Origin of the sequence: Stenotrophomonas sp. 2619, assembly GCF_040548725.1 — a bacterium.
Taxonomy (GTDB): Bacteria; Pseudomonadota; Gammaproteobacteria; order Xanthomonadales; family Xanthomonadaceae; genus Stenotrophomonas; species Stenotrophomonas maltophilia_AP.
The window spans coordinates 163,849-178,939 of record NZ_JBEPSF010000001.1 but is presented as its reverse complement, the minus strand read 5'-3'; the positions used below and the strand labels follow the sequence as shown (position 1 = coordinate 178,939).

The window sequence follows — 15,091 nt, the reverse complement described above, 5'->3', positions numbered from 1 at the left end:
TTCAACCCTCCGGCCCATCAGCCGCTTGTTTGACCGCCGATAGGATAGCAGCCGACCGCGCCCGCTCCGCGGCATCCCACCAACGCGGCTGAAAAACCCGCTGTTCACGCACCTGCAGGCCTTCACGCCCAAGCCAGGCGCGCAGCGCGCCACTGTCGGCGGTGCCCAGCACTTCGGCACCGACGCCTTGCCAGCGCGCCACCACGGCCGGGCGCGGGTGCCGGAACCGGTTGCCATGCCCGGCCGAGACGATCGCCAGCCTGGGCGCCACCGCGGCAACCCAAGGGGCGCTGGACGAGCCGTCACTGCCATGATGCGGCACCACCACCAGCTCGGCCCGCAGCGCGGGCGGTGCCTGCAGCAGCTGCGCCTCGCTGCGCGCGCCGATATCGCCGGCCAGCAGGATCACGCCATGCGCGGTCACGATACGCAGCACGCAGCTGCTTTCGTTGCCCTGGTACGGGGTGCCTGGCCGGGGATGCAGAACCTGGAAGTCGACCCCGTCCCAGCGCCAGGATTGCCCGGCATGGCAGGGCGCATCGATACCCGGCAGCGCTCCCTGCGGTGCCAGCAACGGTGTCTGCGGGAAGCCGCGCCTGACCGCCGCAACCCCGCCCGCGTGGTCGCGGTCGGCGTGACTGAGCACGAGGCGATCCAGCCGCCCCTCGCCCAGCGCGTGCAGGGTGGGGACGACGATCCGCTCGCCGGCATCAAACCCGCCCGCCGCCGCAGGGCCGGTGTCGTACAGCAACCGGTGGGTGCGGGTCCGCACCCATATCGCCATGCCCTGCCCCACGTCCATCACCAGCAGCTCCACCTCACCCTCGCCGGGCCGCGACTGGGCCGGCCACAGCAACGGCAGGCACAGCACGACCGCCGGCAGCCGACCACCGCTGCCGCGCGGCAGCAGCAGCCAGCCAACCCCGAGCAACGCCACCAACAGCGCCGCGTCGCGGGCCTGCGGCAGCCACCACAGCGCCAGCGGGCTGCGTGCCGCATAGCCGAGCAGCCACCAGCTGCCCTCGAAACCCCATGCGGCCAGCTGCCAGGGCCAGCGACCCGCCCCCTCTACCACCGCTTCCAGTGCCGTACCCAGCAGCGCCAGCGGCACCACCACCAGACTCCACCAGGGAATGGCCAGCAGGTTGACCAGCGGACCGGCACGCGATGCCTGGCCGAACAACGCCACGGTGAGCGGCAGCAGCGCCAGCGTGGCCACGCCCTGCGCCGCCAGGAAGGTGCGCAGCCAACGCGGGTCGCGCCCCGGCAGGCACCACACCAGCCACAGCACCCCGGCGAAGCTGAGCCAGAAGCCGGGCGCCAGCACCGCCAGCGGATCCACCAGCAACACCACCAGGGCGGCCAGTGCGAGGGCCTGGCCGACAGTCACCCGGCGCCGGCTGCAACGGGCGGCGGCCAACACGGCAATCATCAAGACGGTGCGCACCGTCGGCAGCGCGAAGCCTGCGACCGCCGCATACAGCGCTGCGCCCGACACCGCAGCAACCGCCATCCCCAGCGGGCGAGGCCAGTACCGTCCCAGCGGCGGCCACACGCGCCAGACGCAGCCGGCCAGCCAGGCTGCAAACCCGGCGACCAGGCCGACGTGGAAGCCGGAGATCGCGATGAGATGGGTCAGCCCCAGTGCGCGCAGGTCGTCCCAGTCGCCTTGGGTGAGCGCGCGGGTGTCGCCCAGTGCAAGGGCCTGCACGAAGCGCGTGCCGCCCCCGGTCACCTGGGCAGCGACAGCCGCCGCCATGCGTTCACGCCAGGCGACGACCCCGCTGGGGGACGCCAACAAACGTGCCCGGGCCGGTTCACGAACCTGCCCCGACCCTGCCACCCCCTGCAACAGGGCATGGCGTTCCGCATCGAAGCCACCGGGATTGCGCAGCCCCCGTGGCGGACGCAGGCGTGCATGCAGGCTCCAGCGCTCACCTGCCCGCACGCGTCTGCGCGGATCGTCGTTGCCGTCGGGTTGGGCATGCCATCCCATCGCGAACACGCGGCCGCGCACATCAACCGGCAGCGCCGCGTCGTCGTCAACGCGAAACAGGAATCGGCTGCTGCGCCCGCCGTGGTCGGGCAGGCTGATCACCCTGCCCTGCAGCAGGTGATCGACCGCCGTTGCCGTGGCCGGCAGCTGCCGCGCAAGCGCCACATGCCCGTGCAGGCAGGCGCAGCCCGCCCCGAGCAGCGCCGCGCCCAGCCAACGCCATCGCGACGGGCAGCACCACACCAGCAGACCCACGCAGAGCGCCGCCGCCCCCATCCCGCGCGGCAGCAACTGCGGCGCAAACACGATGCCGCACACGCCACACAGCAGCGCTGCAGCGCACGCCTTGCCGAACAGGGGAAGCGGAACCGCCGCTGGCGCACCGGCACGGCCTGCCGCGATGACCATGCAACGCTCCGGGCACAAAACCCGATGTTGGGCCGGGCCGGGTACCTGCGCTATCGGGCAGGTCGTTGCCCGGATGTCGGTGAATGTCGCGGGTGCCGCCATGGCGACCCGGCCAACGCCGGCACAAACGAAAAAGCCGACCTGATGGCCGGCTTTTCTGTGGGTGCCACTGCAGTCTCTGCGACTGGAGTGGTGGGCGGTACAGGGTTCGAACCTGTGACCCCTACCATGTCAAGGTAGTGCTCTACCGCTGAGCTAACCGCCCGTTTCTTGCGTCTGCGCCGTTGCGAATGCGTCGGTGCAGGCCGCGTATATTACGGACGTCCCCCGACAAGCGCAACACTTTTGTGAAGGTATTTCACAACGCGCTGTTCAGCCCAGGCTGGCCTCCTTCAGCTGCCGGATCTGGTCGCGGACGTGCGCGGCATCCTCGAATTCGAGGTCGCGGGCGTGCTGGTACATCTTCTGCTCCAGCGCCTGCAGCCGCTTGGCGATCTGCGCCGGCCCCAGCGTGCGGTAATCCACCGCCTCTTCGGCCACCTTGCCACCGCGCCCCTTGCCCTTGCCGCGCGACTCCTTCTCGGCCGCATCCGACCGTGCGCCTTCGAGAACATCGGTGATCGGCCGCAGCACCGATTTGGGTGTAATACCGTGCAGCTGGTTGTATTCGACCTGCTTGGCGCGACGACGGTCGGTTTCGTCGATTGCCGCCTGCATCGAGCGCGTGATCTTGTCGGCGTACAGGATCGCCTTGCCACGCAGGTTGCGCGCTGCCCGGCCAATGGTCTGGATCAGCGAACCGGTGGACCGCAGGAACCCTTCCTTGTCCGCGTCCAGAATCGCCACCAGCGACACTTCGGGCATGTCCAGGCCTTCGCGCAGCAGGTTGATGCCCACCAGCACGTCGAACTTGCCCAGGCGCAGGTCGCGGATGATCTCCACCCGCTCCACCGTGTCGATGTCCGAATGCAGGTAGCGCACGCGGATGCCGTGTTCGGTGAGGTAGTCGGTGAGATTCTCCGCCATGCGCTTGGTCAGCGTCGTGACCAGCACCCGATCGCCGAGCTTGATCCGCTCGTTGACCTCGCTCATCAGGTCGTCGACCTGGGTGCCCACGGGGCGGATCTCCACCACCGGGTCGATCAGGCCGGTCGGGCGAACCACCAGTTCGGTGATCTCATCGCCGGCTTCGCGCAGCTCGTACGGGCCGGGCGTGGCCGACACATAGATGCTGCGCGGGCAGCGCGCCTCCCACTCCTCGAAACGCAGCGGGCGGTTGTCCAGCGCCGACGGCAGGCGGAAGCCGAACTCCACCAGGGTTTCCTTGCGCGAGCGGTCGCCCTTGAACATCGCGCCGATCTGCGGAATGGTCACGTGCGACTCGTCGATCACCAGCAGCGCGTCGGGCGGCAGGTAGTCGAACAGGGTCGGTGGCGGCTCGCCCGGGGCCTTGCCGGTGAGGTGGCGCGAGTAGTTTTCGATGCCGTTGCAGAAGCCGACCTCGGCCATCATTTCCAGATCGAACTGGGTGCGCTGCGCCAGGCGCTGCGCTTCCACCAGCTTGTTCTGTTCGTACAGCTGCTCCAGGCGCGGCTTGAGCTCGGCCTTGATGGTTTCCACCGCCGCCAGCACGCGCTCGCGGGTGGTCGCATAGTGGGTCTTGGGGTACAGCGTGTAGCGCATCAGCTTGCGCAGGCTTTCGCCGGTGAGCGGGTCGAACATGCTGATCTGCTCGACCACCCCGTCGAACAGCTCGATGCGTACCGCCTCGCTGTCCGACTCGGCCGGGAACACGTCGATGACTTCACCCCGCACGCGGAAGGTACCGCGCTGCAGCTCGTACTCGTTGCGGGTGAACTGCAGCGAGGTCAGATGGTTGATCAGGTCGCGCTGCTCGATGCGCTCGCCGGTGGACAGGATCAGGCGCAGCGACAGGTAGTCTTCCGGCGCGCCCAAGCCGTAGATCGCCGACACCGTGGCCACCACGATCGCGTCCGGGCGTGACAGCAGGGTCTTGGTCGCAGCCAAGCGCATCTGCTCGATGTGCTCGTTGATCGAACTGTCCTTCTCGATGAAGGTGTCCGACGCGGCCACGTAGGCCTCGGGCTGATAGTAATCGTAGTAGCTGACGAAGTACTCGACCGCGTTGTTCGGGAAGAACGACTTGAACTCACCGTACAGCTGCGCGGCCAGCGTCTTGTTCGGCGCCATGATCAGCGTCGGCTTCTGGACGTTCTGGATCACGTTGGCGATGGTGTACGTCTTGCCCGAGCCGGTCACGCCGAGCAGGGTCTGCTTGGCGATGCCCGCCTCGAAGTTGGCCGTCAGCTTCTCGATCGCCGCGGGCTGGTCGCCGGCCGGCGAGTACGGGGAGACAAGTTCGAAGCGATCGCTCATGGTGCCGCCATATCCGGGGCCTACCAGTATACCGGGGGCAATAGTGACGGCCGGCTGAGGGGAAGGCTGAGGGGCAGGCGGGGGCCGCGGCGACAGCGCCGGACGGTCTGGGCCGCCACCCTGTAGCTCCCTTCCGCCGCGCCTGGAGTCCCACCGTGCCCCTATCCCCCCGGCTGGCGCCACAGCAGGCCGGCGCTGGACTACCGGAAGTGCTGATCGTCGTGCTGATCCTGGCGATACTCTGCGCCATCGCCCTGCCGTCCCTCCGGGAGACGTTGGCACGCCTGCGTGCGGAAACCCTGCGGGGGCAACTGGTCTCGGTGTTGTCGACCGCGCGGAGTACCGCGATCACCCAACGACGCGTCATTGGCGTCTGCCCAAGCAGCGACGGCAGCACATGCGGAGGCGACTGGAGCCACGGCTGGCTGCTATACGTGGCAGCGCCTCCTTCAGCACCCGACGGCACGCCCATCGAGCTTCTTCTGGTCGAGCAGCGCTCGCGCGTCGCACTACAGGCCGCTGGCAACCGGGATCGCGTGGAATTCCGCGCGGACGGCCGCACCCGGGTCAACAACCTCACCATCCAGATCTGCATGGGCCCTGCCCTGCACAGTGAAGTGGTGGTCAGCGTGCCGGGTCGGGTACGTAGCCAGCGGCCGAGCGGCCCTGCCTCGTGCAGCGGAAACTGAAAACGACAAAGGCCGCGATTTCTCGCGACCTCTGCAGTATTTTGGCGCCCGAAGTTGGACTCGAACCAACGACCCCCTGATTAACAGTCAAGTGCTCTAACCGGCTGAGCTATTCGGGCGGGGGTGCGAATTCTATCCAGTTTACCGAGGACAACGCAAGCCCCCTGTCACCGGCGGATGGCGATTACCAGCAACCCGCCACTTTGCTTTCCACCGGGGTCTTCCGCCCTGCCTGGTCCAGGGTCAGCGTGCCGCATTTGTCCTTGGCCTGCGCGCCACCTGAGGTAGGCACGGCCTGCAACGTGAACGAGGTCGCGTTGGTGGTGCCACTCAGGCTCACCGTGTACTGCGATGTGCCTTCGCGTGGGGACTGACTGAACGGCAAGGTGGCGCCCGCGTACGTGTTCTGCACCGTGTGGTGCCGCTCGAGTATCTGGGCCAATTCGACCAGATCGGCCTTTGCCTGGGCACGCCGCGACTTGCGCACGTATTCCTGATAGGCCGGCATCGAGATCGCCGCAAGAATGGCAACCACGGCCACCGCGATCATCAGCTCGATCAAGGTGAAACCACGGACGCGCGAGCGGGCGGGCGAAGTATGCATGTCGTTCCTCGGCACGAAAGTAATCATCGGATCTGGCGCCAGGACTGGCGACCACACGGCCGCGGCATGTAAAGGCCATCAGCGCCCGGCGCGCGCAGCACGAAGGTGCACTGCTCGGCCTGGATCAGCTTGTCCACGGTGCAGCTGGAGTCCTTGAGCGGATCGCACGCCTTCAGCTTGGGCACGAAGATGCTGGTGTCCTTCACGGGCGGGCCCTGGCTGCGATCGCCGCCCTTGGTCAACGCCACCCCACCGCAGTTGCCCGTGCACAGGGGATCGCCGCCGACAGAGGGACTCAATCCGGTCATCGCACCACCACCGTTGAGCAGGCTCAGGCCGTAGAGCCAGTTGATGCCGCCGCCGCTACCGCAGATGGCCGTGCCGGGAATGTAGGTCGTGAAGAACACCGAGCCGTTCTGGATATTGGGGTTGCCGACGAAGCGCTCTCCGTCGATACCACTGCCGATCACCAGGTCCACGTACCAGCCACGCTTTGTGGTGTAGTCCACCCCGTTGCGACTGACATCGCGGATGTCATAGCCGGCAGCGGAGGTGCCATCGGTGACCGACTGCGCCACCAGGTTGCCGCGCCCGCCCGCGGAGCTGGTCAGGTTGTCCCATACCCCATACAGCGACTGCACCGGCGAGCGGCTGCTGACCTGGTTGTCATCGGCGGCGAAATACTGGCCGGTACCGAAGAACAGGCTGACGCCGCCGCCCGGACCAGCGGCCACTTCGATGCCGCTCATGATCGGCTGCACAGCGTTGTCGCGCACGGCCGTGAACAGCGGTGCACCGTTGAGCGCCACGTTCCAGTTGTTGGGGTTGCCATCGGAAAGATCGAACTTCCAGAGGTTGCCCAGCATGTCACCGCCGTAGACGGTGTCGGTGATGCCATCGTTGTTCTTCACCGCCACCGGCGCAATGTTGATCAGGCCGTTGCGGTTGGCATAGGCGGCCCCGCTCGGCGAGAGACGCTTGAGCACCTTGCCGGTCTGGATATCGACCACGAACAGCGCGGCCTTGCCACTGGTGGAATTGATGCCGTTGCCGAACAGGGCCACGAAGCGCGGTGCATCGGTGGGCGTAGCGCCCGGCACCGGTACGATGGTCGGCTTGCCAAGGACGAAGCCAAGATCCGATTCGGTCTTGCCAGACACTTCCCACAGCACCTTGCTCGCGTCGAAGCGGGTCGGATCGCCCACATCCAGCGCGAACACCGAGCCGTTGCCCACCGAACTGGCATTGGGCGCCTGGCTGGACCCGCCGGCACCGGTGGTGCCGACCAGCACACTATGCCAGCCGGTGCCGTAGTAAACGTCCGAAGAGCTCAACGGCCCATCGACATAGTAGCGATGACCGTACTTCGGGTTGGCCAGTTCGGCCATGTGCTGCAGCGACGCAGACGGGATGAAGGCGAACTCCTCATTGCCGGCAGACGTGCTGGTGGATCCGTTGAATCCATGCAGCATGCCGTCGTTGGCGCCCACGTACACCATCGTGGGCGGGCCACTGGAGGCTCGCTTGGCGGTCAGGAAGGTCTCATAGGCCTTGCCGAGGGTCAGCTTCCAACTGGCGGTGGAGGTGGACCAGTTCGTGTAGCCGTAATCGTCGCGGTTGGACACGATCTCGGTGGTCGAGTTGACGATGTCGCCCAGCGCCGTGCTGCGCGCGCGCAGCCCACTGACCGCCGTGCCACGCAGGTAGCTCACCAGGCTGGTCAGAGACTTGTTGTCGAACCAGACCGGCGTCGAGGCACTGAAGCCGAGTGTCCGCAACTTGGCTACATCATTGTTCCCTACCAGGTTGCTGGCCTGGAACTCGGCCACCGCAGCCGCGGTAACCGTGCCATTGGTCGCAGTGGACGTCGGTGACGTCGCCATGTAGATGCGGCGGGTGGAACTGCCGATGCGACTGGACGCACGCCACAGCTCCGCGCCATCGGTGCCATCGAGATTGACCTGGGTGGCAATTACATCACCGGTCCAGTCATACGATCCCTGCGGCACATTGAAGTGGGAGGACACCGTGAAGGAGCCGGTACTGATACGCGCGCCTGCGCCACTACCGCCCACGGGGGCATCGCCCTCGGCGACGCTGTTGAAGATCGCCTCCAGCGCTTCCTTCAACTTGGTCGGGTTGCGGGCCAGGAAGTAGTTGTCCGGCACGCCGGCCTTCTTGCTGTCCCACTTCTTGCCCGGCGCCACGCCGTACTTGGCGGCGTACCACAGCGGGCTCTCCAGCTGTCCGGCAGCGGCATTGGCCGAGGCCTTGTACTTCACGACGACAGGACGATCCCACTCGGCATGGAAATCATTGGTCTGGTTCAGCACCGAACCGTTGCGGTTGCTGCCATTGGGACGATCACCCGGGCGAAGCGCCAGTCGCTGCACCGTAGCAGCGGCGTTCGAGCCCGAAATGGTGTAGCCGGTCAACATGGCATTGCCTGCGAACGCCGACAGGTTCTCGATGCGGATGAGAACCTCGTCAGCGGCCACCTTTGCTTTCAGGGTGGTACCCCGCGTCACGCCACCGGACACCGCCGAATTGCACAGGGTGGTGTTGGTATTGGCTACCACGCTGCGCGTGGCATCGGCACGCCAGCACATGCTGTTAGTACCGGCCGGCACCGTATTGCAGGCCTCGCCAACACAGTAGCTCAGCATGGCCACCACGTCGTTGTCGTGATCGTTGCCCCACAGCGAATCTTCCCACACCAGCGAGAAACTACCGGCGGTGGCATCATTCGTATAGGGACGGCCATAGACGTTGCTGCCAGTGGCCGTACTGGACGTCTTGGCTCCAATGCCTACCGAGCCCAGGAAGCAACTGCGCCAGTCAGCGTCCGTACGCGACGCCCATCCGGTATTGTTGGCCTGGCACAACGGCGCCAAGCTGATGGTCTTGCCACCGACCTTGATGTCGAATTTGGGCAGGTTCTCGGCCATGGCAACGGTGTAGGTCGTCGCGGTCACCTTGTGATCGGCCGGCTTGCCCGGGATATTGCCGGCGCGCAGGTCCGTGGACGCAGCCGCCTTGGCCATGCCAGCGATGAGGTAACTGCCCTCCATCGATGGAATGTCGGGGCAGATACCGCGCGCGAGACTGAGGCTGCCGACCGTCTGGCCCTGGCAGATGTCTTCATGCGTGTTGAGGGAGGTGTTACGCGGCGTAGCGCCGACGCGGCCGACCATCCAGGACTTGCCCGCGATACCTTCGGCGGTGCCGATGGCGTCGGTGGCCGTGGCGGCGTTGATCGACGCAGGCAGGCTGCCGATGTTGTCGCTGTCAAACGACGGCAGGCCCGACGACAGCACCAGGATGCTGCAGTTGGCGCAGTACGAATTGCCGCCGTCCACCGGGGCACGATAGGGGTCCTTCCACGCGATGCCCTTGGGCAGGCCGCTCAGATCATTTGCATCGCCATAGACTTTCGCGCTCTTGCCTACATAGCGCAGCGCCTCAGCATACATCTCGGCCAGCGGGTTGCCCCAGGCGCTGCACTTGTAGCTGCCGGTACCAGGATCGATCAGGGTCTTGCTGCCCTGGCGGTTGAGAATGCTGTAGTCGCCGCAGTCATTCCACTTGTCCTTCCAGTTCCATTGATCGATGCGGAGCGTGGAAATCGTGTTGATGATGCCTTCGCCATCCTTCACCGCGTTGGGCTTGAGGTAACAGAACTGGCCCGTCGACAGATCTACTTCATCGCCGGCTGCACAGGTGGTGGTGCCATTGCCGGCCAGCTTGCCGATGTTGCGACGGAGTGCGCCGCCGTCGCGCGGATTCGCGTAGGTGCCAGAAATCAGACCAAAGCGGAGGCGGCCGCTTTCGCCGAAGTTCTGCAGCACGCCCACTGGTTTGTATCGGTCGGCAACGCCATCGTTGTACTTGCGGCAGTAACTCTCACGGACGGCATTGGCGGCCGGCGAACATACCTCGACCCGCACGGTGTAGCGCGTAGCGCTCTGCGGCGAATCTGCCTTCCCGTCGTCGGTACGGGCCACACCGCACTGGTTGAGTGCGGTCGATGCCCACTCGGTGTATTGGCCGGCCGCCACCATCATCTGGGGCACGCCGCCAGCAGCCACCGTGGCGTTGCAGAACGACTGCGCGCCGGACAGCGGCGTGAAGCTGCTGATGTCGCCGCCGGTGTACACCTTCACCCACGCATGCAGGTCGTTGGGAATCTGCGCGCGCTCGATCACGGTCCGATCAACGTCATCGACGATGCGCAGCCCGCCGTACAGCACGCCGCGCATCACATCGAGGCGACTCATCGTGACCCAGTTCAGGAAGTTGCCCGACCAGCTGGCCGAGCACGTATGTTCATTGGTGCCGGTTGCCTTTGCCGACGCCTTGAAGACGCCGTCGGGACCCGGGCCGCTGCTGGTGTAGCACAGATTGGAATCGAAGTAGCCACCGTACTCGAAGGTGTCGGTATAGGTGGTATTGAGCACGCCAACGTCGTCGAGGTCGCTGTAGTCGCTGTAGGCCTTGTTGAACAACTGCTCGTCGCGCGACATCACCATCATCATCAGCGGCGGCTGGGTCACCTTGGTATACAGCGGCTCCTGGGCGATATCGTAGTCGCCTAGTGCTGCGCGCAGCGGCATCACCAGCGCAACGATGGCCGTCAGGACCACGACAGCGCTGCCCGCGCGCAGCCAGGTGGCGGGAGTCATGCGGAGGAAACGACGCTGGGTGCTCATGGGATGAAGACCGTATCGATGACGGCGCTGGCCGACGCATTGGTTGGGTTGTCACTGGCAAGTGCCGTGACCTGGTAGATGTTGCCGGTTTCTTCGTTCTGCTTGACCCCCACCCGACGGCTCGAGGCGGCGAAGCACTTGTCCACGCGCCGGGTGTAGCTGGCCGAAGCGGTCTTCACGCCATCGGCCCAGGTCAGCGGGTCGTAGGTGGGGCTGCACACTTCCTGGTTGGCCACGAAGATGCCGCCGTCCGCCAGTTTGGTTTCGATGGCGCTCTCGACCCCGCGCGCATCCGACTCGGCGTTCTGGAACGCCTGGTTGGTACGCAGGTAGTTGGCTGCCATGCGCTCCTGCATGCCGGTCACCTGCATGCCCGCGATACCGATCAGGGCCAGCAGAATGAGCATGATCAACGCGACATACAGCACCGCGCCGCGCTGTGCGCGTGGGAAAGAGTGGCGGGGCATTTGAATGGCCATGGGAACCTCAGTTGCCGTACAGGCGATTGCGAAGCGCTACCGTGGTCTGGTACACCGCGCGCATGCGGCCATCATTGGGCGCAGTGAAGGTGACGCCCATCGTGGTAAGCGCGGCGGCATTGGTGGCCTGCTGGGCAGCAGACGGGTCGGGGCTGGAGATCACCATGCCCAGCTGCACCGCGCCAACGCGGCGCCACGCGGCGGCCGGGTCAGCCAGCGACCCCTGCACATCCTTGGCGGTGCCCTGACGGTCGATGTAGCCGCTCGGCGACACGGCGGTCAGCCGTCGATCCTGGCCATAGAGCATCTGCAGGTTTTCCACGCCTTCAACCAGCGCCTCCGGCGTACCCACCACCAGCGCGCCATTGGGACCGGCGGTATAGCGCACGCGGTACAGCGAGGTCTGCGCGTTGGCCGCGTCGTAGCCAACGTAGAACACGATGCTCTCGGCGCGATACAGCATGGCCTGGCCGGTGGTGTACAAACTGCTGAAAAGCGCCGCATTGAGCGGTGCATCACCCGCACTGACCGAGGATGCGCCCACCGCGCGCGCCTGGAACACGGTGGCCGACAGGCAGTCGGCAACGCCGAACAGGCCCGGGTTGTTCACCCCGCTCTTCAGCACCGCCATGCGCAGACCGTCGAAGTTGAACACGGGGCGCTGCGGATCACCGGTGATGGAGGTAACCGGCACGCCATCCGGCATCAGGTAGCGCAGCGCGACGATATCGCTGCCATCGACGCGATTCTTGATGGCGTCAGCCAGATCGGCCGGCAAGGCCGGGCTGTAGGCAGTACCGCCGGTACTCGGCGTGGCTGACAGCGTGACGGCCTGGTTGGGCTCGGTATTGGTCGCCTCGTAGCCCTGGATGGAATGGGTGAAGTCCAGCGCGGGGTTGGCGGTGATATTCAGCGTGGTGCGCAGCGAACCGGGGGCTTGCAGAGAATGCGCCTGATCGTTCACACAACCGAAGTGCCCGGCCATGCGCAGTTCGCGCTGCAGGCTGTCCATCGCGAAGCGGCTGTTTTCCTGCACGCGCGCCAGGCCCTCGGACAGGCGATAGGCCGCGCGTGACGCGGAGAACACCTGGACAACCCCCAGCATCACGATCAGGCCGATGACCATCGCGATCATCAACTCGACCAGGGACATGCCGCTCATGCGGCGGGTGCGTGGCAGCGGGCGGGTCACAGGCGGGTACTCGCGGAGAAGGTGGTGTCGGTGGCATCGGCGCGCCAGCGCTCGTCGCCCCAGCTGACGCTGACAGTGATGACATCGCCGTTGCGCGCAACCGACGCCGTGGCGTTCTCACCCAATGCCTTGCCCAGACGGCAACGCCATTCCTTCATGACCTTGTCTTTGTCGATGCCGGCACCGGTTGGCGACCTGCAGTCGGCCGCGGCCGTCGTCGCCGCGTAGGTGCCCACATACAGCGGCGCCGCCACCCGGTTGATGCGGATCTGGTCGAGCAGTTCGTAGCTCAGGTTGGTGGCTTGCGTACGGTAATTGGCGCTCTGGACGAAGCGCACGTTCATGGTCTGCAACAGGGCGAACCCCAGCAGGCCAAACCCCAGCACAACAATGGCGATCAGCACTTCGATCAGGCTGAAACCGCCCTGCTGCGAACGCAGCGAAAGGGTACGACGCGGCATCATGCGCAGGCCTCCTTGTGCAGCCGGACCTGGCCGGTCGGCGAGATGGTGAGGCGACGCTGCAGGGGCACCGCATCGCATTTGTCAGGCCGCAACGTGATGTCTTCGGCCGTGTTGGCGCGATTGCGACCGCGTGCATCGAAGGCAATCGACAACGCCTGGTCGGCGACGCCTTTCATGCTCTTGCGGCCTTCGGAAAAGCGCAGTGGCGTGTCGCCCTTGTCAAAGCTGCCATTGCCGTTGACGTCCGACCAGACCAGCCAGCCGTCTGTCCAGGCGGTGCCGTTGCAGGTCAGGCCATCGGACGAGGCACAGACGCCGGCCCCGTTGGTGCTCTTCACCGCCTCGGAACGGGCCAGCGCCAGCGAAGCGATCAGCTCGTTGGAGGTGGTCGCCATGCGGCTGGAGCGCAGCGTCGTCTGGAAACTCGGAAAGGCAATCGCAGCCAGGATGGCAACCACCGCAACGGTGATCATCAACTCGACCAGCGTGAAGCCTTTGGATCGGCGGACGGACATGGAACGCTCCCCAGCGTGATGGCATAGAAGATGAACGCCCCGCCGCCCGGCGGCAAGCGGCGGCAGGACGAACGGTCGCCCGGGGGCGACAGGCGTCAATCGGTTGACACGACAAGGCAGGGGCGCAGGCGCCGGGCGGGCCGCCAGCTCCCCGGCCAGCACCCCACCCTGCCCGCCCCGCGTGACCCGGACCACCCCGGCCCGGGTCAGCGCTCAGGTCAGGCCAGGACCTTGTAGCAGGGCTGGTACTCGCCGGAGATCTTCATCCGGCGCTGCTCGACGAAGGCGCGCAGCAGTTCGTCCAGGGCCTGCATCATGTCGGCGTCACCGTGGATTTCGAACGGGCCAAACTCCTCGATCCGGCGCATGCCGTCTTCCTTCACGTTGCCGGCGACGATGCCGGAGAACGCGCGGCGCAGGTCGGCGGCCAGGGCATGCGGCGGGCGGCCATGGTGCAGGTCCAGCGCGGCCATGGCTTCATGGGTCGGCACGAACGGCTGCTGGTACTCCCACGGAATCTCGATGGACCAGTTGAAGAAGAACGAATCCTTCTGCTCCAGGCGGTGCTCGCGCACGCGCTTGATGCCCGCGGACATGCGCCGCGCCACCGCCACCGGATCACCGATGATGATCTCGTAGCGGGCGGCAGCCGCATCGCCCAGGGTCAGCCGGATGAAGCGGTCGATCTGCTCGAAGTACGGCGCAGCCACGGTCGGGCCGGTCAGGATCAGCGGGAACGGCAGATCCTTGTTTTCCTCGCGCAGCAGGATGCCGAGCAGGTACAGGATTTCCTCTGCGGTACCCACGCCGCCGGCGAACACGATGATGCCGTGGCCGATCCGCACGAACGCTTCGAGCCGCTTCTCGATGTCCGGCATGATCACCAGGTGGTTGACGATCGGGTTCGGCGACTCGGCGGCGATGATGCCCGGCTCGGTCAGGCCGATGTAGCGGGTGACGTGCTTGCGCTGCTTGGCGTGGGCAATGGTGGCGCCCTTCATCGGGCCCTTCATCGCGCCCGGGCCGCAGCCGGTGCAGATGTCCAGGCCGCGCAGGCCCAGCTCGTAGCCGACCTGCTTGGTGTACAGGTACTCATCGCGGCCGATCGAGTGGCCGCCCCAGCACACCACCAGGTTCGGGTCGCCCGGGTTGAGGATGCGCGCGTTGCGCAGCAGCCCGAACACCGCGTTGGTGATGCCTTCGGAGGATTCCAGTTCGGCCGCGTAGGCCGGGCCCATCTCGATGGCCATGTAGGCCAGGTCGCGGACCACGGCAAACAGCAGCTCGGCGACGCCGCGGATGATCTCGCCATCGACGAAGGCCATCGCCGGTGCGTTCACCAGGTCGATGCGCACACCGCGATCCTGCTGGGCCACCTGGATGTCGAAATCGGGGTACAGATCGCGCGCCGCGCGCGGATCGTCGGAGGCGCTGCCGCTGGTGAGCACGGCCAGCGCGCAGCGGCGCAGCAGCTCGTGCATGCCACCGCCGGAGGCATCACGCAGGCGTGCCACTTCGGCGCGCGACAACACATCCAGTCCACCGCGCGGGTAAATCCGCGCGTCCTGCACCGGCAGCGTCCGCGCCGGGGTTTCGGTGATCTTCATTTCCATTCTTTTCGCTTCCTCAAGGTAGACG

10 protein-coding genes and 2 tRNA genes are annotated in these 15,091 nt (G+C 66.2%); 1 reads left to right on the top strand and 11 read right to left on the bottom strand.

Going from position 1 to position 15,091, the window contains the following annotated elements; translation table 11 throughout:
* Position 1: 1 nt before the first annotated feature.
* The 3 genes from ABIA71_RS00745 to uvrB all read right to left on the bottom strand — a co-directional run bounded on the left by ABIA71_RS00745 (position 2) and on the right by uvrB (position 4,801).
* Positions 2 to 2,404 (bottom strand): DNA internalization-related competence protein ComEC/Rec2, encoded by a 2,403-nt coding sequence (locus ABIA71_RS00745; RefSeq protein ID WP_502960560.1) that lies wholly within the window; start codon positions 2,402 to 2,404, stop codon positions 2 to 4.
* A 190-nt stretch (positions 2,405 to 2,594) separates the two neighbouring features.
* A tRNA-Val gene (locus tag ABIA71_RS00740) sits at positions 2,595 to 2,669 on the bottom strand.
* A gap of 107 nt (positions 2,670 to 2,776) precedes the next feature.
* Positions 2,777 to 4,801, bottom strand: coding sequence for an excinuclease ABC subunit UvrB (gene uvrB / locus ABIA71_RS00735; protein ID WP_354282334.1), 2,025 nt, complete (start codon positions 4,799 to 4,801; stop codon positions 2,777 to 2,779).
* Positions 4,802 to 5,010: 209 nt separating this feature from the next.
* Here uvrB and ABIA71_RS00730 point away from each other — a divergent pair, with 209 nt between their 5' ends.
* Positions 5,011 to 5,490, top strand: coding sequence for a GspH/FimT family pseudopilin (locus ABIA71_RS00730; RefSeq protein ID WP_354282332.1), 480 nt, complete (start codon positions 5,011 to 5,013; stop codon positions 5,488 to 5,490).
* Positions 5,491 to 5,532: 42 nt separating this feature from the next.
* On the opposite strand, the gene ABIA71_RS00725 is transcribed toward ABIA71_RS00730, so the two are convergent.
* The 8 genes from ABIA71_RS00725 to ppnN form a co-directional block, all read right to left on the bottom strand.
* Positions 5,533 to 5,609, bottom strand: a tRNA-Asn gene (locus ABIA71_RS00725).
* A gap of 65 nt (positions 5,610 to 5,674) precedes the next feature.
* Positions 5,675 to 6,094, bottom strand: coding sequence for a type IV pilin protein (locus ABIA71_RS00720; protein ID WP_354282330.1), 420 nt, complete (start codon positions 6,092 to 6,094; stop codon positions 5,675 to 5,677).
* 23 nt (positions 6,095 to 6,117) lie between these two features.
* Complete coding sequence (locus ABIA71_RS00715; RefSeq protein WP_354282328.1) at positions 6,118 to 10,803, bottom strand: pilus assembly protein; 4,686 nt, start codon at positions 10,801 to 10,803, stop codon at positions 6,118 to 6,120.
* Positions 10,800 to 11,270 (bottom strand): pilus assembly PilX family protein, encoded by a 471-nt coding sequence (locus tag ABIA71_RS00710; RefSeq protein WP_354282326.1) that lies wholly within the window; start codon positions 11,268 to 11,270, stop codon positions 10,800 to 10,802. Before ABIA71_RS00710 ends, ABIA71_RS00715 begins: the two co-directional genes overlap by 4 nt.
* A 19-nt stretch (positions 11,271 to 11,289) precedes the next feature.
* Complete coding sequence (locus tag ABIA71_RS00705) at positions 11,290 to 12,444, bottom strand: PilW family protein (RefSeq protein ID WP_354282324.1); 1,155 nt, start codon at positions 12,442 to 12,444, stop codon at positions 11,290 to 11,292.
* Positions 12,445 to 12,470: 26 nt separating this feature from the next.
* Positions 12,471 to 12,938 carry a type IV pilus modification protein PilV gene (pilV, locus tag ABIA71_RS00700; RefSeq protein ID WP_354282322.1) on the bottom strand — a complete coding sequence of 156 codons (468 nt, stop codon included), beginning with the start codon at positions 12,936 to 12,938 and terminating at the stop codon, positions 12,471 to 12,473.
* A complete protein-coding gene (locus tag ABIA71_RS00695; protein ID WP_354282320.1) occupies positions 12,935 to 13,453 on the bottom strand; it encodes a GspH/FimT family pseudopilin in 519 nt (172 codons plus the stop codon). Before ABIA71_RS00695 ends, pilV begins: the two co-directional genes overlap by 4 nt.
* 218 nt (positions 13,454 to 13,671) lie before the next feature.
* Positions 13,672 to 15,060 (bottom strand): nucleotide 5'-monophosphate nucleosidase PpnN, encoded by a 1,389-nt coding sequence (gene ppnN / locus ABIA71_RS00690; RefSeq protein ID WP_128095943.1) that lies wholly within the window; start codon positions 15,058 to 15,060, stop codon positions 13,672 to 13,674.
* Positions 15,061 to 15,091 lie beyond the last annotated feature (31 nt).